18 protein-coding genes are annotated in these 24,263 nt (G+C 53.7%); all 18 read right to left on the reverse strand.

Annotation, left to right across the window (positions count from 1 at the left end):
• Window positions 1-63 precede the first annotated feature (63 nt).
• Window positions 64-900, reverse strand: coding sequence for a PIG-L deacetylase family protein (locus OHJ21_RS14815; RefSeq protein WP_486020370.1), 837 nt, complete (start codon window positions 898-900; stop codon window positions 64-66).
• A 48-nt stretch (window positions 901-948) separates the two neighbouring features.
• Window positions 949-1,371, reverse strand: a complete 423-nt coding sequence (locus OHJ21_RS14820) for a VOC family protein (protein ID WP_071219842.1) — start codon at window positions 1,369-1,371, stop codon at window positions 949-951.
• A 194-nt stretch (window positions 1,372-1,565) separates the two neighbouring features.
• Window positions 1,566-2,084 carry a hypothetical protein gene (locus OHJ21_RS14825; RefSeq protein ID WP_486020371.1) on the reverse strand — a complete coding sequence of 173 codons (519 nt, stop codon included), beginning with the start codon at window positions 2,082-2,084 and terminating at the stop codon, window positions 1,566-1,568.
• The gene (locus OHJ21_RS14830; protein ID WP_486020372.1) at window positions 2,084-2,758 is read right to left on the reverse strand and encodes an HAD family hydrolase; all 675 of its coding nucleotides are present in this window, start codon (window positions 2,756-2,758) and stop codon (window positions 2,084-2,086) included. The genes OHJ21_RS14825 and OHJ21_RS14830 overlap by 1 nt, the downstream gene beginning before the upstream one ends.
• Window positions 2,752-3,150: a DUF6508 domain-containing protein gene (locus OHJ21_RS14835; protein ID WP_326113900.1), complete on the reverse strand. Its 399-nt coding sequence runs from the start codon at window positions 3,148-3,150 to the stop codon at window positions 2,752-2,754. The genes OHJ21_RS14830 and OHJ21_RS14835 overlap by 7 nt, the downstream gene beginning before the upstream one ends.
• A gap of 67 nt (window positions 3,151-3,217) precedes the next feature.
• Complete coding sequence (locus OHJ21_RS14840; RefSeq protein WP_326118967.1) at window positions 3,218-3,985, reverse strand: class I SAM-dependent methyltransferase; 768 nt, start codon at window positions 3,983-3,985, stop codon at window positions 3,218-3,220.
• Between the two features lie 66 nt (window positions 3,986-4,051).
• On the reverse strand, window positions 4,052-4,225 hold the full coding sequence (locus tag OHJ21_RS14845; RefSeq protein ID WP_486021059.1) for a hypothetical protein: 174 nt from the start codon (window positions 4,223-4,225) through the stop codon (window positions 4,052-4,054).
• Between the two features lie 353 nt (window positions 4,226-4,578).
• Window positions 4,579-5,055, reverse strand: coding sequence for a DinB family protein (locus tag OHJ21_RS14850; RefSeq protein ID WP_326113897.1), 477 nt, complete (start codon window positions 5,053-5,055; stop codon window positions 4,579-4,581).
• Between the two features lie 139 nt (window positions 5,056-5,194).
• Window positions 5,195-6,076, reverse strand: a complete 882-nt coding sequence (locus OHJ21_RS14855) for a carbohydrate ABC transporter permease (RefSeq protein ID WP_100538382.1) — start codon at window positions 6,074-6,076, stop codon at window positions 5,195-5,197.
• A gap of 16 nt (window positions 6,077-6,092) precedes the next feature.
• Window positions 6,093-6,992, reverse strand: a complete 900-nt coding sequence (locus OHJ21_RS14860) for an ABC transporter permease (protein WP_486020373.1) — start codon at window positions 6,990-6,992, stop codon at window positions 6,093-6,095.
• Between the two features lie 112 nt (window positions 6,993-7,104).
• A complete protein-coding gene (locus OHJ21_RS14865) occupies window positions 7,105-8,787 on the reverse strand; it encodes an extracellular solute-binding protein (RefSeq protein ID WP_486020374.1) in 1,683 nt (560 codons plus the stop codon).
• Between the two features lie 94 nt (window positions 8,788-8,881).
• A complete protein-coding gene (locus OHJ21_RS14870; protein WP_486020375.1) occupies window positions 8,882-10,573 on the reverse strand; it encodes a response regulator in 1,692 nt (563 codons plus the stop codon).
• On the reverse strand, window positions 10,539-12,455 hold the full coding sequence (locus OHJ21_RS14875) for a sensor histidine kinase (RefSeq protein ID WP_486020376.1): 1,917 nt from the start codon (window positions 12,453-12,455) through the stop codon (window positions 10,539-10,541). The genes OHJ21_RS14870 and OHJ21_RS14875 overlap by 35 nt, the downstream gene beginning before the upstream one ends.
• Before the next feature lie 62 nt (window positions 12,456-12,517).
• Window positions 12,518-14,809 carry a glycoside hydrolase family 3 N-terminal domain-containing protein gene (locus OHJ21_RS14880; RefSeq protein WP_486020377.1) on the reverse strand — a complete coding sequence of 764 codons (2,292 nt, stop codon included), beginning with the start codon at window positions 14,807-14,809 and terminating at the stop codon, window positions 12,518-12,520.
• A gap of 302 nt (window positions 14,810-15,111) precedes the next feature.
• Window positions 15,112-18,228 (reverse strand): glycoside hydrolase 5 family protein, encoded by a 3,117-nt coding sequence (locus tag OHJ21_RS14885; protein ID WP_486020378.1) that lies wholly within the window; start codon window positions 18,226-18,228, stop codon window positions 15,112-15,114.
• A 3-nt stretch (window positions 18,229-18,231) separates the two neighbouring features.
• Window positions 18,232-19,605 carry an alpha-L-fucosidase gene (locus OHJ21_RS14890; RefSeq protein WP_486020380.1) on the reverse strand — a complete coding sequence of 458 codons (1,374 nt, stop codon included), beginning with the start codon at window positions 19,603-19,605 and terminating at the stop codon, window positions 18,232-18,234.
• Window positions 19,606-19,961: 356 nt separating this feature from the next.
• Window positions 19,962-21,401 carry a DUF3502 domain-containing protein gene (locus OHJ21_RS14895; RefSeq protein WP_486020382.1) on the reverse strand — a complete coding sequence of 480 codons (1,440 nt, stop codon included), beginning with the start codon at window positions 21,399-21,401 and terminating at the stop codon, window positions 19,962-19,964.
• 125 nt (window positions 21,402-21,526) lie between these two features.
• Complete coding sequence (locus OHJ21_RS14900; protein WP_486020383.1) at window positions 21,527-23,803, reverse strand: helix-turn-helix domain-containing protein; 2,277 nt, start codon at window positions 23,801-23,803, stop codon at window positions 21,527-21,529.
• Window positions 23,804-24,263 lie beyond the last annotated feature (460 nt).

The raw sequence follows: 24,263 nt of genomic DNA on the forward strand, positions 1-24,263 counted from the left end.
ATAAAGAAAGCGGACTTCCCTGAGAAGGGAATCCGCTCTTTTTCTTATTTAACCAAGAATAGATTACTCATGAGCACCCCTTAACATCGGGAACAAAATCTTCATTTCATCCTCATTCGGTCTTCTGCCATAATCCGCAATTTCGAAAGGCTCTGCATATTGTACGCTGGCTGCGTAGTCTTGGCCATATTGCTTCGCAAGCGAAGGGAGCATTTCGTCCGAGACGCTCAGGAACCGATCCCAATACTTCAGAATAAAATCCCGCTTCGCTTCCCAAGTATTCGGTACCGCATCCAAGAAACCGCCCTGCCAAGGTGCAAACTCATAGAATTGGGAAGCATGGGCATCGCAGGCCAGCAATTTCTTCTCGATGACGGCTCCTGCATCGAACACCATATCCGGTTGATACGTCGCTCGTGCCGCGTAATCCGGCATCAGCAGGAATATCGGGGATTTCTTCAATGACGGCACTTCAGGGACGGCATTCGGCACATTCGCAACAAAATCGGCCGCATCCCGCACGACCTTCCCGACATTGCGGTTATCTACATGACCGGGACCGTCCGGATGGAACGTAATGACGATATCCGCCTCCCAGCCACGGATTTGACGGATCACCTCCTTGCGTACTTCGAGCGCGGGCATCAATTCGCCATCGGGAATGGGCAGAACGACGTATTCCAGCACCCCAAGCCGCTTTGCTGCCTCATGAGCTTCTTGAATCCGACGTTCGACCAGCTGCTGCCCGCTCATTTCATGATGACCACAGCATCCATCGGTTAGCGTTACGAACTTGACCCGATGACCCATCTCCGCGTAAGCTGCCGAGATCGCGCCTGCATAGATTTCAGGTTCATCCGGATGTGCAGCAATGACAATAAGATTGAGAATATGAGACATCTGCTGCTCCCTCCTTGTAATTTCTTGAATGAACGATCAATATACCAATTACTTCGTTCGTTTCATCAATGGATGATCTTCCTTCAACTCCAGCAAATCCCACAGATTGCCGTATAAATCCTTAAATACCGCCACCATGCCGTAATCCGCTTCTTTGGGCTCTCTTACAAATTCAATCCCCCGCGATACCATTTCACGATAATCTCTCCAGAAATCATCCGTATTCAAGAACAGGAACACTCTGCCGCCCGACTGGTTGCCTATAAATGGCTCTTGCTCTGGCTTGGACGCCTTCGCAAGCAATATCGTTGTGCCGACCGATCCCGGTGGTGCTACGACCACCCAGCGTTTATCTTGTTCAGGCTGGTATGTATCTTCAATCAAGGTGAAATTCAGCTTTTCGGTATAAAATGCGATGGCCTCATCATAGTCCTTCACGACTAACGCGATATGAACAATGGATTGTATCATGCTCTCTCCCCCTCTGATATGATTTTTCATTTCTGTTTCTTATTTATTTTCTAGTACAATCATCATGATGTTCCCGTCCAGAGCTGTACATCTTCCCATAAGACCGGATCCGAAAGGTCCGGAAGCCTTGTATACATTCTACCGATTTTTCCATAGGGTTACATCAATAAAAACAGAAGCTATCTTTTTCTGAATTAACGGGTTCCATTAGTTTGCAGCGGCTCAACTGAGTTGGCGGACTGAATTAATTCTTGCTTATCTAACTTAGGCTGTCCTTCATTAAGAAAATATACAAATCTATACGTTAAGCCGTTATTTCTCCACCATAATGATTGACCATCATCATCTTCTTCATAATATCCTTGAATGCCATGTTCCAGAGCGTGGCTTGTCTTCCCTCTCGCAATGGATTGTTCACTGTATATCTGGTCAGTCTCATCATACGTAATGATTAAATTATAAAGCTGCTGTTTATCATTATTCCTATGATGGTATACCACTTCCTGAAATTTCCCTTGCTTGGTTTCATACGATTCCAAAGAGGCGGTTTCTTCTGCCACATCAATCGGGATGTATATTGGAATCTCCGGAATGAATTCCAGTTTGGATTCAATAAGCTCAACCGGCTGCTCCGTTAAATGCACATAATTTGTAGTTGAACCTTCAGAGTTGGTCTTACATGATGTAATGACAATCAACACAATATTTCGCACTAGATGATCCTTTCTAATTCCGTCAGCTTCTTTATGATGTTATCGGGCTGTATATGATCCGGCTTCATTTTGTTCATGCGATTGATCCAAACGGCTCCTATTCCCAATGTTTGAGCCCCTATAACATCACTTGTTAATGAGTCCCCGACATGCAGTACCTCCGTATTCTTTAACTCATACCTTCGAAGTGCTTCTGCAAATATTTCCGATCTAGGTTTATATGATCTAACGTCTTCACTCGTAATCACGCCAGTAACCTTTAATTCGTGAAACTTTATGGCTGCCATCACATCTGATGTATCAATATTAGAAATGATATATAGGGGCAATTCACACGACTTAAAAAATGAGAGAGCATCTTCATAAATGCCTGGCATTTGCCAATGCTCAAATTGCTCCTGTATGATCCCCTCTGCAATGCAATCCGCTTTGAAGTAGTCTATCGTCATGCTTAAAGACATCCTACCCAGATTTCTTTGAGTATCAAAGTTTTCCCCGTAGCTTTCTTGAAACATCTTCGAGAATGATGTCCACCAGTATTGCCCTATTTCCTGAATCGTACATTTTTCACGAGAACTTTCTTTAATTTTCCGGCATATTAAAGGAATGATCTCATCATCTTCATGAACTACAGTCCCATAAAAGTCGAGGAAAATCGCTTTGGTTGTCAGCATAGCAAACCCTTTAACGCTCTCAGTCGCAATAAAATTTCAGCAACATGTCCTTTCATACATACGCTGATGAATAACCCTTCATTGAATCGGTCACCGCGAACATAACTGGTCATCAATTTTCTAAGGGTTACCAGATCGGCGCTGCTAATGCTGCTCCCAATATGATTATTTAAATCTCGATAAACCTCGTTCTCCGCTAACCATTCGCTCCAGTTAAATACCATGAGGAAGCCGACATCATCTAAGGTTTTACGAAAACTTCGGATTTCCTGGCTTTCGCATCGATATCCATTAACATCATGGTAAAAAACGGACCCGGGATTTTGAAAATAATCGAGGTATGAGAGCAATCGCTCCACATCTGAAGCAGTTAAGTCTGAATCATACGGCATACCATCACCTCACTTCATTTTCTGCCCAAGTTTCTTATGGCACCTCGGATAAACGCCCTAATGACTGTTAACGCCCCCTTAAAGCCTTCCTAGCCTCGTATGTCATCATCTGACCCGCAATTACAGGTTGATTCATCCAGCGATAGTCAGCCGACTTCGTAATCTCTTCGTATCCCTGCTTCTCCAGCATGAGTTCAAACTCATGCATCCCATACCAGCTTAGAGGAAACCGCTGCAGCTCGGTCTGAACCAGATGGCCTTCCTTCCATTTTTCATATTTCAGAATCGAGACGATGCGCTGGTCAAGCAGATTGCATTCCGTACGTCTTTCCTCCAGAACGATGACTTCGTTATCGGAAGTTTCCCAGCTTCTAGTCGAGGTGTGATTCGCGTCTAAATCCGTAGGAATATACAGATCCACGATCAATCTACCCCCAGGCGTCAAATGGGAAGCATAATGTTTCAGAGCCGAATCCGCCCGCTCGCGTCCCTCCACTAACTGAAAAGATCCTGCTGGAATGATAATGGCGTCGTAGGCATCCGCCAACGAAAAGTTATGCATCTCGTCTTCAAACAACTTAGCCTCAAGGCTCAATTCCGCTAATCTTCTTCTGCAGGAATCCAGCATCGCAGCCGAATTATCCACGCCTTCGATGTTGATGCCTGCTTGGAGCAACGGGATTAATACCCTGCCCGATCCACATCCAACTTCCAGCACCTTGCCCTTAACGTCTTTTAGGCGCTCTACATAATATTCCACGTCGCCAAACGAGAAACCTAACGGTTTGCTCAGATCATACACCTCCGTACACAGCGCTCCGTACAAACTATACATTGGAATAACCTCACTTTTTTATAAATGTTTTTTATTTCCCGTCAACTCAGCTGATATGATCACTCACTACACTTCCCGCTTCTCTTCCGGCCGATAGAGGATTCTTTGGTAGTCCCAATCTTTAGAATCCATATCACGAGGCAGCGCGCCATCGAATGTCGTGAACAGCGTCCCATCCTGAAACCATTCGTTTAGCTCATCAAGATGGCTACGGACGTCCCGGGGCGGGTCGTGGACCAAGACTTGACCGTCCTGATACACATTCAAATAAACTAATTAGGTAGTATGTGGTTTCGTGTTATTGTATTCCTCGAATGTGATCAGCACTTCACTCGCGTCGCTCTTTTGATCCTAAGAATATCTATAGCTATGAAGTCATTCCTTATATCATACAAATGAGCAGTAGGAAGCTCTATACCAACGATATTTATAAACATTCTTTACATAAAACGACTCCCGATCATCCTTCTGTTGACCTGGCATTCTCAATCTATTTTACATCCTCATTTCCGTTTGGTAAAAATAGGAAAAGGACTCCCCCGGCTCATGAGATCATGGCAGCAGGAAGTCCCCTATGTGTGGTTTCGTTTAAGCTACACTCTTAAAAAAGCAATATAATCCGTTATGATTCCTTTGTGTCCCAAATGCCGAAGCATGGTCGTGATATTGCCTCTATGGTAGGTTCCATGATTTACGACCTGCTGGAGAATCTCCGAAATCGAATTCTGAAATGCCTCACCCGCAGTATTGTGATAAGTCACAACCTTCCCCATATCGCCAATTGACGCTAAATATTCATGGTGCTCGGTTTGGAGCTGGCTCAGGTATTGATAAGCTGCTTCCATATTCGCGAATGGTCTCGCGGCAAGCGACGGAGGACTTTCCTCCTTGATCCGGGCAAACCAAACTTCCTCCGCAGCTGCAAGGTGACCGAAAACTTCGGCGATGGATTTGAAGCCCAGGTTCACTTCCTGGAGAAACACGCCTTCCGGCAAGGATTGCAAATGATTCCATACTCTTTCGTTCGCCCACATGTGATAGTCGTACAATTGAAGAAAAGGTTTGTTCATTCTGCTCTCTCCTTACTTGATTGCTATATCGGTAAGCCTGAGTTTACGATGCTAGCACCTGACACCTGACTAGGAAATTATACCATATGTTCCGAAAAAGGAGGCACGCGGATCAAACAAAATATAGAGCATATTCGGATTACTCTTTCACGCTGCCCAGCACGATGCCTTTGACGAAGAAACGCTGGAGGAAGGGATAGAGCAGCAGAATGGGCAGCGAGCCGATGAATATTTGCGCGGCTTTAAACGTTCGGTTGGACACTTCGGAAAGGGCCGCGGCATCGTCCGCATTGATCGACGTTAGATTGGTCTGAACGATAACGGTCTGCAGGTAACTGGACAGCGGGTATTTTTCCGGCGAATTCATGAGTAACAGTCCGTCGAACCATTCGTTCCATTGGCCGACGATCGTAAATAGCGTAACGGTAGCCATGGCCGGCAGCGACAGCGGCGCGTATATTTTCCACAGGCTGGTGATGTAGCTGCCGCCGTCAATAAAACAGGATTCCTCCAGCTCCTTGGGCAGACCTCGAAAAAAATTGAGCAGCAAAATCACGTTGAACACCGCTACAGCGCCCGGGATGACCAACGCCCACATCGTGTCGATCAGCCCCGTATCCCTGATGGTCATATACCTCGGTATCAACCCTCCGGAGAACAGGGTCGTGAACACGAAGAACCAGGCATACTGCGTGCGGAATTTAAAATCCCGCGGTTCCTTCGACAGCGGATAGGCGATCAGCAATGTTAGCAGCATGCTGATCCCGGTCCCGAGAACGACACGCTGCACGGTGACCCACATCGCTACCATAAATTGCGGTTTATTCAGCACGTACTGATAGGAGCTAAGCGTGAAATCGACGGGCCACAGCTTTACGATCCCCGCCGTCGCCGCGCCTTTGGAGCTGAGGGAAACCGCCAGAATATGAACGATGGGAAGAAAGCAGAGCAGCCCCAGACCGATCAGAAAAGCGTAGGTGAAGCCAAGAAAGAATTTGCGGCTGAGTGACGGTTTATGCATAGGGACACCTTCCTTCCTAAAATATTCTGTAATTGGCGAACTTGGATGCCAGGGCGTAGGACGTCACGATAAAGACGAACGAGATCAAGGATTTGAACAAGCCGATCGCCGTGGCCACCCCGTACTGGGCGCCCTGCATGCCGATCCGGTAAATAAACGTATCCAGAATATCCCCGCTCTCATACACCTGCGGGCTGTACAAGTTGAACACCTGGTCAAAACCGGCATTCAGCACGTTCCCAAGCGAGAGGGTCGCCAGCAAAATGATGATCGGCATCATGCCGGGAAGCGTGATGTGCCAGGTCTGTTTCCAGCGGTTTGCGCCATCGACCGTAGCCGCCTCATACAGGGATGGATTGATGGAGGTTAACGCAGCCAAATAGACGATGGTGCTAAAGCCGAACTCCTTCCAGATGTCCGTTATGACGAGGGTATAAGGAAACCATTGGTTGCTGCCCAGGAAAAAAATCGGCTCGATGCCGAACCAGCCCAATACTTGGTTTACGATCCCGTTTGTCGGCGACAAAATGTCGATGAAAATTCCCCCGAGGATGACCCACGATAAAAAATGCGGCAAATATACGAGCGTCTGCACGCCCCGTTTGATCAGCTCGTTCCTCAGCTCATTTAGCAGCAGCGAAACCAGGATCGGCACGACCAATCCTCCGATGATTTTCATGAAAGCGATAAACACCGTATTCCAAATGATTTGGCCGGTTTCCGGCAAATCGAACACATAGCGGAAATTGTCCAGCCCAATCCAATCCGAGCCGAAAAGGCCTTTGAACGGCACGAATTTCTGAAAGGCCATGGCGATGCCGATCATCGGCCAATAGCTGTAAATCAATACGATGACGATGCCGGGCAAGATCATCAAATGAAGCGGCCACTGCCGCCGAAATTTTTTGCTTAACATGGCGATCCTCCTGTCTGTCAATGTATATCCCATTCACCTTCAGCAGGTGGTGAAAAGAGAACAGGGGCGGGTGTCAGAAACCTCCCTCCCCTGTTCCCGTTAGCCGAACTTCTTATCTGGCGGCCTTCCATGCATTAACTTCTTCGGTAATCTTGTCGCCGCCGAGCTTCTTCCAATTGGCCACGAACTCATCAAAGGCGTCGATGCTTGCCTCGCCCAAAATGATTTTGATGAACGTCTCCTGTTCCAGCCGGTCGAGCGTCGCTTTTTTGTCGGCCATGGTCTCGGTCGGAGCGCCGACATAACCGTTCGAGATGACTTTGCCCGCATCGTTCAAATCGCGAAGCTGCTTCATGGAGCCTTCCGGACCATTGGCGGCATAGCCGGACCAGCCCATCGGATTGTTGCCTGCGAGATAGTCCTGAAACTCCTTGAACATGATCTTCGTTTCGGCGCTGGTGATGTCCGCGTCGCTTTCGGATTCCAGTGCTTTGGCCAGCTCCTCCTGCCGGATCAGGTCTTTGTTCGGATTGACGACCTCAACCAACGAATATTTGTTGACCCCGATGGATACGCCGTCTTCGATGATTTGGCCGTACTTGTCAAATTCGGCATTGTCGCTGTACAGCTTCTCATAATACTGGTTAGCCAGCTTGACGATGACCTCGGGATGCTCGTACCCCTTTTTGACCACGTAATATTGGGATACGGCAAAAGGCATCTGCACCGTCGCCGGACCGCCCTCCAAAGACGGGATCGGGTAGGACTTCCAATTCACCGATTCATCTTCTTTCACCATGTCCCAGAAAGGCCATGCCGGATACCAGCTCGGTCCGATCAGCATGCCGATTTTGTGGGTGGTCACGGATTCAAAGACCTTGACGGTATCCTTTACGCCGAACTCCGGGTCGATCAGCTTGTTATTGAACATCTCCTGCAGCTTGGCCAGCGCTTCCTTCATCTCCGGCTGAATGCTGCCGAACTGCAGTTGTCCCTCCGCGTCTTCGATCCAAATTTGCGGGAAACCGCCGAAGCCGTTAAAGAAACCTACCGAAGAGCTGTTTAATCCGATATCCTTAGTCAGCGCAAGTCCGTAGGTATCCGCCTTGCCGTTTCCGTCCGGATCCTGCTTGGCAAACGCCTCCGCAATGGCCACAAGGTCATCCATCGTGTTCGGTTCAGGCAGATTCAGCTTCTCCATCCAATCCTCCCGGACCCACAGCAGCGGAGCCGAGCCGCCGATGACCGGCTGGGTGGACGGGATCGCCAACAGCTTGCCGTCAAACGTCGCGGAAGGGAGCGCGTTTTTCTCGATCTCCATGACCTTCTTCAGGTCATCGCTGGCGAAATTCTCGAAAGCGGGCGTCAAGTCCGCCAATTGCCCGGCGTCCGCAAGCTGGCGCAGCTGCTCCGGCGTCACCTGCATGATATCCGGGAGGTCATTCGAAGCAATCGCGATATTCATTTTGGATTCATATTGCTCCTGACCCGTCACCACCCATTTATAGTTGAGGTTGATGCCCATTTCCTTATAAAGGTCGGTCCACACGTTGTTTTTAATATCCTGTCCGGACGGGAACTTCACTTCTTCTCCCACAAACCGGACGGCATCCAGCTGAATGGGGGGATCATACTTGCCGAACGGGTCGCCCGGCTCCCCGGCCGATGCTTCGTTATCGGCGGATGAACCAGGCGCGCTGCCTCCGCCATCTTCCCCTTTGCTGCAAGCGCTTAAAATAAACACGAAAGCCAGCATACTGATCCACAATACGGACAAGATCTTATTTCTCTTCATGTTTGCGACCTCCTTGAATTCGATGTTTGTTTAGAGTATAAGGGAACAAAAAAAGAGCTATCTACTCCAAGCTCTTTACTTTGATATCTTCTCTTTACATGTTGTGAAGTTCTCTGTATTCCTGCGGCGTCAAATGGGTCGTTTTTTTGAAAAAGCGGTAAAAATACGGCGGAGAACTGAAACCCACCGCAGCGGCAATGACATGGATTTTGTCCGTCGTTTCCTTCAGCAGCTGCTTCGCTTTGGCCAGCCGAGCCGCATTAATCGACTCGGACAGGCCCTCACCGGTCACTTGTTTGTACAATCTGGACAAATACGAAGGGTTGTGTCCCACCGCCTCCCCGATCTGCGTCAAGGACAGGTCGCCGCTTAAGTGATCCTCGATATACCGTTGAACTTTGGCAATCACCTCATGCTGCTGATCCTGCTTCCCCTGCTCTTTCCGGCTGAAGATGATGTCCGCCAGCCTTTCGAAATATTCGGCCGCCTCCGTCCAGGAATCATGCTCCTCCAGATGAGTCAATGTGATATAATCCACAGCCCCTTCCCCTTCTTCGTTCTGACAGAGAGCTTCCATATCCACCAGGGACGGCATCATCACGGACACCAGGCCATAATATACCTCCATCTTCAGCAAATGTTCGACTTCCGGCGGGAAGGAAGAAATATCGGTCACCTCATGGAACAGATCCATGAATTCCTCCCGGTCCCCATTGTCAAGACAGCCGCGCAGCAGCTCCATCCGCTTCAGATGCGCGCGGGAGCGCCCCAGAAAATTCCCAATACGATCCGGGCGGCTGCGCTCGCCGGCTTCGGTCAGCAGAGATTCGTGGCCGATCCCGAGGCCGCTGTCCAGCAGCTGCTTCAGCCCTTCGAATTTGTCCGGCAGCCGCTCCCAATCAACCCATTCGCCAGCCATGGCAAACGAAGTCTTCAATTTCAGAAGCGTTTTGCAAACGTCCTGAATTTGTTCCAGCATCCCGCGGACAAAACGCTGGACCCGTTCCGCCGCCGGACTTTGAACCTCCTCCGGATGCTCCTCCCCATCCTCTTTGCGCTGCAAAATCCAGATCATCTTGGCCCTGCCGTACTCCACGGCCATGCCGACGGTCATCGGGCCGAGCAGCTCGCCGATGATGTTCTGGACCGCGTACAGCATCAGCGAATGGGCCGATGGACCATCCTGCCTTCGCCAGCCGTCCAGCCGGCATAACAGCAGCAGGCAAGGCTTGCCGGGATCCAGCTTCATCTCCAGCTCCGCAAAGCGCTGCTCCAGCTCCTCCCGCCGAATATGTCCGGATGCTTTTTGCATGAGCTCCAGCACGTACTGCTGCTGTAAAAACGGCAGCGCCATGCGCATATTGTCCTTCGCTTTGGCAATCAGACTTCCCTCTTCCATCTCCTGGTCAAGCAGCTCCACGGTCTTCTCGATCGCGCTCAGCACGGCATCGTTTCCCTCCGCCTTAAGAACGTAATCGACGCTCCCTTGCCGGGTGGCCTCGTGGATATAAGAAAAGTCGTCGTATCCGGTCAAAAAAATCACTTTGCAATGGGGCCACTGCCTGGATATTTCCTTTTGCAGGGCGAGGCCGTTTAACCCCGGCATCTTGATATCCGACAAAACGATGTCCATTTTCGCCCGTTTAAGCCAGCCCAAGGCTTCCGAAGAGGAATACGCCTTATACACCTCAAGCTCGAGAAATTCCGCGCCAAGGCACAATTCCGCAAGCCCGTTCACGATAAAAGGTTCGTCATCCACGATCAGTATTCTGTACCTGCTCTTCATCCATCTCGCTCCTTTCTTGCTTTGGCAGTGTCATATCGATTCTCAAACCGCCTAATCGGCTTCTCGAAAAGGCCAATCCGCCCGCAGGCCCGAATTTTAATCGAAGGCGTCGATGCACGTTGGATAAACCGGTGATCTCTCCTTTCACGTCCGAATTCGCGATCATGGATTGCAGGTTCCGCAGCTTTTCGTCCGTCAACGTCTCCCCGTTATCCTCCACGATGATATGCAGGACATGCCGATCAGCGGCCATGGTCACCCGGATTTGCCCGTCCGCTTCCTTCTCCTCAAGTCCGTGCTCGTATGCATTTTCGATTAAGGGCTGCAGAATGAGCAGCGGAACGTCCTGTCGCTCCCAATCACCGGGGATGTCATCCCAATACGCCGATATCCGGTTATGGAAACGGATGGACTGAATGTCCACGTAAGCCTTGGCATGCCCCACTTCCGCCTTCAACGAAACTTCGTCGGCAGCGTTGCGGGTAATGAACCTGAAATATTCCCCCAAATGCCTCGTAAAACGAACGATATTCTCGTAATCCTGCATCTCTCCCATTTGATGGAGCGTAAAGAAGCTGTTATATAAAAAATGGGGGTTGATCTGGGATTGGAGCTGCTTCAGCTCGGAACGCTGCGAACGGATTTTCTGCTCGAACACTTCGTGAATCAGTACCTGCAGACGCTTCACCATATGGTTAAACTGCTCGTACAGATCGTGGAACTCGTCATGATGCTTGTGGCGCAGCTCCACCCGGGGACTGTCGAAATCGATGTTGCGGAATGTCCTCACCATTCGCTGAAGCGGCTGATGAATCCGCCTGTAGATCCAACCCGAGAACAGAATAACCACAAGAAGGGAGAAGCCCGACAGCCCGAAGAATATCAGGCGGTATTTCCCAAGCGGGCCCAAAAATTCGTCCTCCGGCACATACACGACCAGATCGGCATTCAAAAAGGCGGAACGCTCCACGCTCACCCAATAATTGGCCCCATCCGCCCTTACCTTCGTGTTGTAGGGGAGCTTTGAAAACTCCGTGTTTGTTAGCGCTTCCATCTCAATGCGTTCGACTAACCGAGGCCCGATGCTGCCTGCGTCCTCCCGAGTCAGGACCCAGCTATTGTCCACGCCGATGAGAACGGCGCCCCCGTCCCCCGTGGCCAGTTGCAGGAGCGCCGTTTGCAATTTCGGTACGGAGAGCTCCGCGGCAATCGCAAAATTAGGCGGATTGTCGTTTCGCATTCGTTCCGGATATACCATACCCAGCAGAAGCTTGTTCTTCCACTCAAAAATGACCCGATCGGGATGCTCCTCAAGCGCCTTCATCTGTTCCGGCGGCATGGCACCTTCGTACGACACCTGCTCAATCGTTTTCTCAATCAGCGGAATATAGGTTTTGGCCTCCTGAACGTATTGATTGGAGCTTTGCAGCAGCCGCATTTTGCCCTGGAGGCGGTTGATCGCCTGAAAATATTCGGAACGGCTCATGGCGGGCGCGATAGTGCTTAGCTTTTGCAAGTCCGAGTCCTGCGACAAATCGTTCATCAGCAGCACCGTCGATCGCAGCTCCTGTTCCAGCGTGCGCATAAAGAAATTAGTCCTCGCATTCAATGACTGGGTAATTTCCTGCTCCACGCTCGCAAGCCCGGACTCGTTCATATACAGGGCAGCGGCGTAAACCGGCGTAATGGCCAACAAAAAGCCGGCCACGATTTTGGGATAAATCGATTTGAACCACAGCAGCATCATCGTTCGCCTCCACTTCGTTACCATGATCGCTTCTCCTGGCCGATTGAAGACAGGAGGAATGCGGACAATAACGGTTACACGACTATTCACGACCGGTTGCCCGGCTTCAGCAAGGACGGCCAACAACTTCAGCATATCCGCTTTCGCCGGGTTGAACCTGTATCGTTAAGATGGTTTAAGTTTGCGGTACGGACCGTTTAGCCTTCCACCATCAAGCTTGCGATCTCTCCTCTTGTCGAGTCGGGGCCGACCTGAATGCGGAACTCGCCGGGCTCCACCACCGGCTTCAGGTCAAGGCCGATCAACTCCAGCTGCTCGCTGCCGATGGTGAACGTTACTTCCTGCGTCTCCCCGGCCTTCAGGAACACCTTGCGGAACCCTTTCAACGCCTTCTCGGGACGGGTCACGGAGGCGGCCAAATCCGAGACGTACAGCTGAACGACTTCCGCACCGTCCCGTGCTCCCGCGTTGGTCACGTCGATCCGGACCGTGGCTTCGCCGCCTATGGGGACGACGGCCGGCTCGACCGTCAGACGGTTGTAACGGAATTCCGTATAGCTTAAGCCGAAGCCGAACGGATACCGCGGCGCAAGATCCGTCTCCAAGTAACGTTTGCCCCGGGTCCGTCTGGCATTGTAAGAGACCGGCAGCTGGCCGACCTCCTTCGGAATGGACAGCGGCAGACGACCGGACGGGTTGATATCGCCAAACAGCATGTCCGCAATGGCACCGCCTCCCTCCTGGCCGGGATACCAAGCTTCGATGATCGCCGGAATAAACTCGTCGATCCACGGCTCCGTAATCGGCCGTCCGTTGATATAAACGACGATCACCGGCTTGCCGAGCTTATGGAGCTCCTGCAGCAGCTCCAGCTGCACACCCATCAGCGTCAGGGTCGAGCGGTCAATCCCTTCCCCGCATTCCATATCGCTCTTTGCATCCCCGCTCACGACCGAGGCACCGGTTCTGAGATCAATGGTGCCCTCCCCGAAATCCCGTGCGCTGGAGCCGCCAAGCACCATTACGATGACATCAGCTTGCTCGGCGCATGCCAGCGCCCGAGGGAAGCCTTCCCTTGAATCGCCTTGAATGCGACAGCCCGGGGCATACAGAACGCGGCTGTCTCCCAGCCGTCGGCGGATGCCGTCCAGCACCGTTACGATCTGCCCCGGCGGCTGGGGGGAGGTATAATCGCCAAGCTGATGGTACGGCGCATGGGCGTTGGGGCCAATGACGGCAATGGTCCCGCTGCTCGTATCCAGAGGCAGCAGGTTCCCCTCGTTCTTCAGGAGCACGATGCCTTCAGCCGCGGCCTGGTAGGCCAGAGCGATATGCTCTTTGCAGCCGATGACCTGCTCTGCCCAGGCTGGATCCACATAAGGCCGATCAAAAAGCCCCAGGCGAAACTTCAGTTCCAACACGCGTCCGGCTGCCATATTCAGATCGTCTTCAGAGATCAGCCCTTGCTCCAGCGCTTGGTGAAGATGGGCCCGGAACATGGTCCCGGACATCTCCATGTCGACTCCGGCCTTTAGCGACTGGGCCGCCGCCTCCACACCCGATCCGGCCGTATTGTGACCGCATGCCAACATATGGATCGCGCCGCAATCGGTAATGACAAAGCCGTCAAAGCCCCACGCCTCGCGAAGTACGTCTTGCAGCAGATGCCGGCTGGACGTGCAAGGGACTCCGTCGATTTCGTTATAAGCCGTCATAACCGACAAGGCGCCTGCTTCAACGGCCTTGCGGAACGGCAGCAGATCGATTTCGTGAAGCTCCCGGAGGCCCATGTGAACGGGGGCTCCGTTGCGTCCCCCTTCGGAAGCGCCGTAGCCTGCGAAATGCTTCAGCGTAGCCAGCAGGCTGGTATGCGAATCAAGGCGTTCGCCTTGCAGTCCCTGCACGGCGGCAACCGCGAATTCGGCCACCAAATGGGGGTCCTCGCCAAAGGTTTCTTCGGTCCGGCCCCAGCGGGGATCCCGTACCACGTCCAGCACCGGCGAATAGGTGGCCGCTCCCCCCTGAGCCCTTGTCTCAGCGGCAACGGCCCGGCTTATGCTGCGGAACAGCTCCGTGTTCCAGGTGCTGCCCATCGTGAGCGGTACGGGGAACACCGTCGCCCCGATCGCCATATGTCCGTGGGAGCATTCTTCCCCGAACAGAATCGGAATCCCCAGCCTCGAGTGCTCCACCGCGTAACGCTGAATCGCATTAACCGCTTCCGCCCCTTCCCGCGGGGACAGTCCGTTTGCCAGCGTCACCCCGGTCCAGGGATCGGCCCGCAGCGTACCGTACAAGGAACCGATTCCTCCCTCCGCAAGCTGCGATTTGAACTCCTCGGTAAGCTTGATCGTACCGTCGTCGTTCCTTATGTAAGCCTTCCAGCCGAACGGCTGGATCAGCTGTCCGATTTTCTCCGCCGCCGTCATCCGCTCCAGCAAGTCCTCGACCCGCCGCGAAACCGGCCATGCAGCATCCTTGTAGTCCATAGCGCGCACACCCTTTCTTTTTGTTAAAAGCGTTCAAAATGATGACATGCTAACCGTTCATTGGAATGTTCCCACATCTTATTGGGGCTCGGCTTTAGGCTCTTCCCCATCGGATTCAAACGCCGCATAGCCCAAGCAGCAGCCCTTCCGACGTTCCCGATGGAAGAAAGAGGTTCCCCGGCACGATCCGATCGGCCGGAGAACCTCCCTCTATGCGTAACGTGCAGAAGGCGGCGCCGCACCGTGACTATCCAGGTCAACAGCAAGAACCCTCTTCCAACCGTTTGAGGGGCGAGTACGCCTCAAGATGGTTGGCTCTGCCGGATCCGTACCTCCTCCGGCCGGTATACGGTCCGCACTTGTCCCCCGGCATCGGTCGTAAACATCACGGTCCGTTCCCGTTCCAATTCGAAGGCGTAGACCGTCCCGGATGCCGGGTCCTTTACCTCAACTTCTGAGCTTGCCCCATGCTCGGAGACGAAAATGTACAAGCTTCCCTGTCCGAACGCCAGCTTGCGGCCGTAGATCCCGGGCAGCTCGCCTCCCTTTAGCCATTCCAGCTCCGGCGAAACGGCTGCGGAGCGGATAGCTTCCGCGTACAGCGCCTGGATCGGCTCCCAGCGATCGTTCATTTCGACCGGAAGCGGGCACCAGATGAATCGTCCCGAACCTAAGGTCACCGTGACGGGCCCTAGGCTCCCATCCAACCGGCCCGCCGGACGATCCACCGCCAGCGCGTTAATCTTCCGTTCGCCGAACGAAACGGCGAAATGCGCTCCCGCCAGCTCCAGCGTTTCTTCGCGAAGAACGTTGGCATGGACGGTTTCGCCCATCTCCTGCCGCAGGCGATGCGGTGCCGGCCCCCAATACGCGTCGGTCCGAAGCGGGCCTGTCCACAAGACCGTGCTCCCTTCCTTTACCAAGTCGAGGAGCTGGGCAAACGCGGCCTCGTCGAAATTATGCGCACTCGGCACGATGATCAGCTTGGCCGGATAACGCTTCAGATCCTCGAGCTGATATTCGCCAATGCCCCGCGGATGGACGTTCATGCCGAACGTCAATGCGCGCATAGCCCTCGTCGTCGCTTCGTAGGCCAGCTTCCGGCTGGAAAAATCATTCGAATACGGGTAAACGACGGCGATATCCTCAAGCTGACGTTCATCGTCGAACAAGCCGGCTGCTTCCTTCATGAAGCGGCCGAAGTCATAGGACACATCGGCTTCGGGCTTCTGCGTTCCGTCCGCCCGAAGCGCCCCGATGTTGGATTCGTTGGCATTATCCATGAAATAGTTAATATTCCAAATCCACTGCACGGCACCCGCGCCCCCGGTCGAGAACGAATACGCATACTTCCGCTCCAGGATGCTGCGAAGCTCTTCCTCCGTCCGCTTGGCGATGCCGTCCGGACGCTGCACGTGCATGATGCCCGTCTCCTGGATCAGATTCGGCTTGTCCGGCGTTTTCGTAAATATGCCGTCCCAAGCCAGGTGATCGTTCTGCCACCAGGAGTGGACCGTCGTGTAATCGACGGCGGGGCCGTAGAACGAAGGCGACGGGCGCTGGGAGCAGATACCCTCATCCTGCCCGACCGTTACTAGCTGGCGGGGATCGGAGCGGCGAATGGTGGCGATGAGCTCGGACGCCCACCGATTATGCATGTCCATGGTGAACAGCGTGAAATCGATCCACGGTCCCCACTTCTTCGGCTGCAGCACGCTGTTGAACAGCTTGTCGTCCGGACTCGGAGTAGGTGCCGACTCGAATGAAGGCAGCTCGCCCGGCGTCATGTTCCAGCGCTCCTGAAGCAGTTCAAGATCCTCCCCGTGGCGCTGCCGGAGCCACTCGGACCAGGCCTGCCGCTCGAACCGGTCCCCTATCGATACCGGCCCCTCAAAGATTCGCTTCGGATCGAACAGCGAAGGCTCGTTGATCAGGTCCCAATGCACGTTGGTCGTGCCCCTGTGACGTCCGACGATGGAGGCAACGAAGCGCTTTTGCGCCTCCACCGATCTCGGGTCCAGATAGGGGTTCACGCCTTCCCAGGCTTCGGGCGCAAACGAGAAGAAGGTGAACGTCACTTCCAGCTCATGCCGCTTGGCCGTCAGGACAAAGGCATCGATCGCCCGCATAACGTCCTCGGCCGCATGGCCGTCGGCAAACATGATCATCCGGTACCCCGTCCATATGCCCGTCCGGATCAGGTTGATCCCCGCCCGCTTCATCTCCGCCATATCCGCATCCCAACGCTGCACGTTCGGCAGATGAAGAAATTTGCGCGCGACGTCCGAGGTCATGTACGTCATGCCAACGATCGGAACCGTCCGCCCGCCGCGGCGGAAGTAATCGCGCCCGCATTCCAGCCGCTCTCCCGCCTGCAGCAGTGAACGGTCGACGCCCCATACCGCCTGGGTCAAGTTGCGGCGCTCCCCGGATTCGGACTCGGCTTCGCAAACGATTCGGTACAAGCCCGCATCCAGCCGTACCGGTACAGACAAGCGAATCTGCTGCAGATCCCGCTGTTCGCTGCCGGCTTTCGACTTCGCGTGTCCGTTCCAGACGGTCTCACCGTCGCTTTCCTTGATGACGCTCACCGCAAAATGCCATGTCTGCGCCGGTGCGGACGTCCGGGACAGCATCTGCAGCTGGATCGTCAATTGCATCTGCTCGCCCGGCTCGTAGGAGGCATAGTTCGGCTTCAGCCACAGCTCCGTCACGCCCGTGCCCGAGTATTCGGCCAGCTCCTTCAGGGCGTCCATCCCTTTCGTCTCCCAGAACGATGCCCTAAGCTGCTGGTTGATCAGAATCCAGCGGCCCCCGGCGTAATCGCCCTTATGCTGCTCCAGCATGACAACCGGAGCGGACCGCTCGCGCTGATCACGGTCCACGCCGACCAGCAGCGGCGAGATGACAGCGTCCATCGGACCGCACGCCCCCATCTCGGCCGGGATGTCGCTCGCTTTGGTCGGATGCAGCGTCAAGCCCCAGGTCGGCTCCATGCCGAACAGCTCCTCGCGCCCCTGCAGGATCGGGAATTCGGCAGAGGCCTTCATCTCCCGGACGCGCGACACGTCGACCGCCAGCGCATCATGGATATCCATTCGCTGGTGATAAGCCAGCTGCTCGCGTTCGGCATGCCAGCTTCCGTTCAGCTCTCGAACCGGCCTGCGGAAAGGCACGCCCCCGGCATGAACCAGACCGCCGCCGGCCTTCAGATGGCCTTCGATGGCGGCCCAAGCCGCTTTCGGAAAGTACGGACCGTGCAGATGAACCAGCGCGTCCCAGCCGCCTTCCGTCAGCCGCTCAGCCACGTCCGCGGAACCTGCGATCTCCGCCCAGTCCCGCAATCGCCCCAGTGCCTCTGCAGACGGGCGTTCGCCTTCGTAAGGAAAATGCTCGTCGTAAAATACCAGCGTTCTCATCGTTTACTCCTTTCTCGACCGCGGCTGGCCGTCGACGTATACGGATGTGCCGCGCGTTCGGGCCCAGTCGGCGATCCGGGAAGGGTCGCCGGTCCAGAGTCGGTCCACTCCCCATTGATTGGTCTGCGGCCGCTCCTCGCATTCGATGCGGATGACCGGGAACAGCTCGGTCGGACGTTCCCGCGGCAGCCCTTCGATCCACAACACATCGTCCTCCTGCCGGAACGACAGTTCCTGTCCCGTTGTCAGCAGCGTCACCCGTGTTACCGGCGTGACCAGATCCGCCAGCCTCAGCACCGGCCGCCCATCCCAGAAACGAATGATAAGATACAGTTGATTGTCTTTCATGGTCTGCCGCCCGTAAGTAATAAACTCCGTAAGGTTTCCGCCGTCGGAGCCGTAGATAGCCTCGCCGTGAACGTCCAGCCACTCCCCGATCTTCAGCGCCCGCTCCACGAAAGCCGGCGGAAGCTGCCCGTCGGGCTGCGGTCCGACATTAAGCAGCAGATTGCCGCCCACGGTGCCCCCTTTTTCCGCACACTCGCACAGCATGTCGAGCAGGACGTCGGCCGGACGCCATCGTTCGCCGTTCGTGTACCCCCACAACCTCCACGTGGTGACCTGGCTGGATTCCCAGAGCCGCTTCTGGTCCGGGACGATGACATGCTCCGGCGAGCCGAAGTCGCCCAGCACCTCGGAATCGCCCGAGCCACCGCCGCCATCCGCATGCAGCTTCTCCTCCTCGGACAGTCCCAGACGGTTGTTGACCAGGATGTCCGGCTGAATCGACTTCATCCGTTCCACCAGCTTGATGCTGTCCAGGTCCTCCGCAGTTCGCGGCCAGACCCCGTCAAAAAAGAAATGGTCGATGCGCCCGTATTTCGTGACCAGCTCTTCCACCTGCGCATGCAAATACTGCTTCATCGTCTCCCAGCCCTCCGGGTCCTTCTCCGGTCCGTCGAAGTATGCCGGAATCCGCCAATCGATCCAGGAGTAATATAAGCCGACCCGAAGCCCCTGGGCCCGGAACGCATCGGTAAATTCGCGCACCAGATCCCTGCCGGGCGCCTGCTTTGCGCTGGAATAATCCGTTGTGGCCGTATCCCACAAGCAATATCCGTCATGATGCCTTGTCGTCAAGCAGGCATATTTCATCCCTGCCTTGCGTGCCGTGTATGCCCACAGCTCGGCGTCAAAGAACACCGGATTCCACTCGCAGGCTTTCCGTGCATATTCGGCCTGGTCCAAATGTTCCCGGAACAGGACCTGCTCGCCCCGCCCGTATTGGGCATAAGGCCCGAAATGAATAAACATGCCGTACCGGCTTTCCGTAAACCATTGCCAGCCTTCTCGGATGGCTTGTGATTGCTTGTTCATTGAACAATGTCCTCCTTATGCTGCTCCGCTCTTATTGTGCGGTCAGCCTTGATCGTAATTGTCGTTTCTAGATCCAAGAGAAGCCTCGAGGCTTCGTATGACCTTTACTCTAGCCCGGGAATCCCTGTCTTGAACACTTTACTTTTGAGAGAAAACTTCGAATTTAGCTAATATCGGAGAATTGAAGCCGTAAGGCGGCGCCCATGATCACTCCTGAATCCCCTTAGACTCGACTCGAAATTCCACACGACCTTCTTCATGGCCAAAGCACGAAAAAAAGCAATCCCACCCCGGCACTAGCCGGGAGGAATTGCCCTGTTTAAAAATCATGTTCATTGCAGCGATCGCGCCTGAACTTACGACTGACCGGCTCTCCATTCATCGAATTGCCGTTTGTATTCGTCAACGACCTCATCGAGACCAGCGGACTTCATTGCGGCCAGCATTTTATCGTAGGCGTCCTCGTATTTCACAACCCCGTGCATGACCGGATAAACGCTGGTCTTCAGCTCGGCAATGCAGTTAGCGTACTGCGATGCTACGTTGGTCGGATCGAAGGTAAAGCCGATTGTGATGCTGTTCACGGCATCGTCCGCAACCGTCGTACGGCGCTCCAGCCGAGCAGGATCCGTATTCGTCGGGTAACGGTTCATCTCGACGTGGCCGAGCAGCCAGTACGGAAGCTCATAAGCCGGGGAACCGTTCTCGTTCTTGGCCAGATAATCCTTCGTATTCTTGCCGGTATCCTTCCAATGCACGTCCTTCACGCCGCTTTGTACGAGATCCATGTTCTCCTGGCTGCTGTACACCCAATTCAAAAATTGAATGCCGGCCTCCGGATGCGGAGACGTGGCCGAGATCCCGTTGGAATTCCGGATCGCGTAGGATCTAAACTTCGGCTGGTCGGCCAAATAGTAAATATCCAGCTTCGCGTCCGGGAATGACTGAAGAATAGCGTCGCTCAAGCCGACGTCGCCCGGTCGATACAGATAACGTCCGGCCAGCTCCTCCTGATTAATGACTTCCGTCGGCGTTGTGAGCAGATCACTCATAATTAGCCCGCGCTTGTATGCCTCGTTCATGTACAGCACGTCTTTTTTGAACTCCTCGGTTTCAAACCAAGACTTCACGTTCCCCTGCTGATCGATGTAAATCATGTTGTCCGCCACGGTAAACGGATAGGTGTCGTACGTCGTATGCAGGAAGTAGGCAGGCTCCTCCGGCGATGTCGGAGGTTTCAAGCCATTGGCTTCGAGCAGATCGGTGCGGATCGTGAACATGCCGTCGTTATAAGCGGTATCCGCCCAGAAATTCGGCACGTACGTGATCTTGCCGTTGATTTTCGACGATTCCCAGATCCAGTCCGGCATGGAAGCCTTGAGCTCGCTGCCGTATTGATCCAGCAAATCGTCGATCGGAATGATCCCGCCGCTGCCGGCAAGCACCGTCGGTCCTTTGGTATCGTGCATGATGGCAATCAGTTCGAATTCCTCTCCCGTTGACATCATGAGGTTGGTCTTCTGATCCCATACGTCCCATGCAATGTACGTCGGTTCGTAGGTGAGGTTCAGACCATCGGCCTCAAGCTTTTCGTTGATTGCTTTGACCGCCGACTCCAGATCCTGCGGCGCGGAGCCCGGAAGCAAATACCGGACCGGCAGCTTGTCCCCGCCGCCGTTCTCCCCGCTCGCCGATCCGCTCTCACCGTCGGTGTCGCCTCCGCCGGAGCAGCCCGCGATCACCGTAACCATGAATATCGCGGCCAACCATAGTGCTAGCGCTTTCCTTTTTTTCATGCGTGTCTCCCCCTGTCTTCATTTGGTTTGGTCATGCGGTACGATTCCTATCTTAAGGAGACATTAGGGATGACGTATACTTCAAAATGATTCTTTTCGCCATTTTAAAACGCTAGAAATGACCGTCACTGCGCCTTTTTCGTCTCGATCGCCTGCTGGCTTCGGAACTGGGCCGGCGAGATCTGGTAGTGCTTTTTAAACAGCGTATAGAAATAGGTTGTATTCAGAATGCCCACCTGCTCGCTGATCGATTGAATCGACTCCTCGGTGCTCGCGAGAAGCTCCCGTGCCTTTTCCAGTCGAACGGCATTCAGGTAATCGTTGAACGACAGCTCGCAATGCGCCTTGAACAGCTTGCCGACATAGCTGCGGGACAGCTTCACCTCCCCCGCAACCTGCTCGAGCGACATGTCCGGCCTTGCATAATGCTTGCGTACGTACATCTGGATAAAATCAACCACCTCCGCATGCCTTACCGCTCCCGATTCCTCGGACAGGCTGCAGAGCCTAAGGGCAAGATCCTTCAGGGCATCCGCGGTTTCCTGCAGCGTCTGAAAGCGGGTAATCCGCCGCGTAAAGTCAAGAAAGAGATCCGCGCTTTCCCGATTTTTCACCGTATGGACATTGAGCTGCTTGTACAGGCCCCCGATGAACTGGTTGATGAAAAACATGACTTCATGATAGTTGTAATCGCGAATTTCCTTGATCCACTGATCGATTTCCTTCTCCAGTTTATCCCGCTGCTGCAGCTTGATGGCCTCGATAATGCGCTTCTCCCGTTTGTCCGGATACTGCGCCTCGGAATGCTCCACCTCCGCGGTGATGACCGGATCGCCATGGAGCATCTTCCCCTTGCCTTCGAAGAAACGCTGCTGGAAGCAGGACTGCGCGCAATCGAACGATTCGCGCAGCTCCTCGTATGTCTGCGCTCCCGTTCCGATGCCGACAGTAACGGACACGCGGAGCGTGCGGAGCAGCTCGCCCTGCAGCTCCTCCAGCATGCCCAATACATGGAGCGGAGGCCGGTTCTGCTTCATAGGAAGAATGATCGCCACGGTCCCGTCCCCCACCGTTGCCACGCTCGCTCCCTCCGGCTCCAGCATTTGCTGGGCCGCCCGGGCAACGGCTGCGCAGGAATACGATTGGAGCTCCTCGTCCTCGCCGCCGGGCGAGCCGTCCTGACTATCGAGCAAGAGAGCCGCCGCCAGGAAATAGGGGCCCTTGCCTTCCCCGGCCAAACGGCGGAATGCCGTCTCATCTCCTCCCTTGAGCAGCTGCAGAACATGGGCTTGGCGTGCAGCGGAAGCCGCGGACTCCATCGATTTCATTTTCTCCGTCATCTCGGCGTAGGTTGTGTCCAATATCGCAAATTCGTTGATCTGCCGACGGTCCTTTATCTTCGGAATGGCGCTCATTTTCTCCAGCAGATGGCGGATCGGGTTGTATGCATGATGCGTCAGCCAGATCGATAAAAACATGCTGACGGCGAAGCAGGCCAAAGCGAGAACCAGCGCCGACGTTCGGAGGGCCTGCATGTTGAACAGCAGATTATGATATTGGCTTACGCTGATATACGTCCAGTTCATATCCTTGGATTTGACATAGGTAACAAGGCTCTTGCTGCCGTCAATGGAGCGGGTGAAATAACCGCTCTCCGCATCCGATGCCAGAATGGACTGGACATAGGATTCCTGCGATATATCCTCCATGAAGCGGGACCGATCCGAATGGGTGATGATGGTTCCATTGTCGTCAATAACATGCAGCGAATCCACCGCTTCGTTGCGGTAGCCTCCGATCAGATCCTGGATGGTGTCGGTGCTCATGTTGATCACGATCGCTCCTTTGGAGCTTAGCGGCGAATAATAGCTCGGAAGGAGGACGAAGGTAAGGACGTCTTCGCTCCGGTTCGCCGAAGTGGCGGAAGAGATCTTGCGCGGGAACAGGTGAAAATAAGATGTATTCTTGCTGTTGATCTCCTCCAGCAGCGCCATCTCCTGCTCCTTGGTAATCCCCTTCGTATTCAAATACGTATTATTCGAGCCGTTGTAGATCCCGATCGAATGAATGAACGGGTATGTGGACTGGACTCGGTTAAGGGTGCCAAACACGCCATACTGTTTCACCGGATCGGCCTCTTTGTCCAACAGGGCGTTCACGATCTCCTTGTCGCTGAGCAGAAGGTTGCCCACGTTATACACCTGGTCGCGGATGACACTGGATACGGCGCTGTTCTGCTTCAGCATCGACTCGGATATGTTCCCTACCTCCTTCGCGGTGCTCCAGGAGAACATCATGTACAGGACGACGGTTACGAGGGCAATCATGGCTGCCGTGAGTAAAACAAAGCTGAGAAACATATTTCGATACACTGCATAACGGAATAATCGCTGCCGGATCATATTCTCCCTCCTTGCCATTTGGTCTGTATCGTTAAACTGAAATCTTCAATGTTCATGAATATTGCTAACATTATATGTAATATATATGTCAATTTAGTAGTGTTTCCTAGCGAACCGATCACTTGGAACGGATTCATATTTTACTCTCATCTTACATTTGCTCAGGGCATTCATCAATATGAAAACGCATTCTTTATTTTCCTCCCCCATCTTTCCTTTATAGACTTCATCGGCTAAATCCCTTATAAAACAAAGGCTTTTGGGCCTTTATTCAATCCGGACGACATGCTTCAAAATACTCAAATTCAAAGTTTTTTCCGTTTTTTAAAGCACACGTTCCTCCCTTCAATCCGTTCAAACTCTATTTTCATAGTTTACTGCCCGCGGTAACTCTCTTTACACTCGAATCAGAACTGCAGACGCTTGCAACCGCCATCACAAACGAAAGGACGTGCTTACC

This window comes from Virgibacillus sp. LDC1 (assembly GCF_025792345.1).
GTDB classification, from domain to species: domain Bacteria; phylum Bacillota; class Bacilli; order Paenibacillales; family Paenibacillaceae; genus Paenibacillus_AQ; species Paenibacillus_AQ lautus.

Coding starts and splice junctions, on each gene's coding strand:
- OHJ21_RS14895 (WP_486020382.1), bottom strand. CDS start 21,401: ATGAAAAAAAGGAAAGCGCTAGCACTATGGTTGGCCGCGATATTCATG.
- OHJ21_RS14880 (WP_486020377.1), bottom strand. CDS start 14,809: ATGGACTACAAGGATGCTGCATGGCCGGTTTCGCGGCGGGTCGAGGAC.
- OHJ21_RS14835 (WP_326113900.1), bottom strand. CDS start 3,150: ATGCCGTATGATTCAGACTTAACTGCTTCAGATGTGGAGCGATTGCTC.
- OHJ21_RS14815 (WP_486020370.1), bottom strand. CDS start 900: ATGTCTCATATTCTCAATCTTATTGTCATTGCTGCACATCCGGATGAA.
- OHJ21_RS14855 (WP_100538382.1), bottom strand. CDS start 6,076: ATGCATAAACCGTCACTCAGCCGCAAATTCTTTCTTGGCTTCACCTAC.
- OHJ21_RS14870 (WP_486020375.1), bottom strand. CDS start 10,573: ATGAAGAGCAGGTACAGAATACTGATCGTGGATGACGAACCTTTTATC.
- OHJ21_RS14885 (WP_486020378.1), bottom strand. CDS start 18,228: ATGAGAACGCTGGTATTTTACGACGAGCATTTTCCTTACGAAGGCGAA.
- OHJ21_RS14900 (WP_486020383.1), bottom strand. CDS start 23,803: ATGATCCGGCAGCGATTATTCCGTTATGCAGTGTATCGAAATATGTTT.
- OHJ21_RS14830 (WP_486020372.1), bottom strand. CDS start 2,758: ATGCTGACAACCAAAGCGATTTTCCTCGACTTTTATGGGACTGTAGTT.
- OHJ21_RS14890 (WP_486020380.1), bottom strand. CDS start 19,605: ATGAACAAGCAATCACAAGCCATCCGAGAAGGCTGGCAATGGTTTACG.
- OHJ21_RS14820 (WP_071219842.1), bottom strand. CDS start 1,371: ATGATACAATCCATTGTTCATATCGCGTTAGTCGTGAAGGACTATGAT.
- OHJ21_RS14860 (WP_486020373.1), bottom strand. CDS start 6,992: ATGTTAAGCAAAAAATTTCGGCGGCAGTGGCCGCTTCATTTGATGATC.
- OHJ21_RS14875 (WP_486020376.1), bottom strand. CDS start 12,455: ATGCTGAAGTTGTTGGCCGTCCTTGCTGAAGCCGGGCAACCGGTCGTG.
- OHJ21_RS14840 (WP_326118967.1), bottom strand. CDS start 3,985: ATGTATAGTTTGTACGGAGCGCTGTGTACGGAGGTGTATGATCTGAGC.
- OHJ21_RS14850 (WP_326113897.1), bottom strand. CDS start 5,055: ATGAACAAACCTTTTCTTCAATTGTACGACTATCACATGTGGGCGAAC.
- OHJ21_RS14865 (WP_486020374.1), bottom strand. CDS start 8,787: ATGAAGAGAAATAAGATCTTGTCCGTATTGTGGATCAGTATGCTGGCT.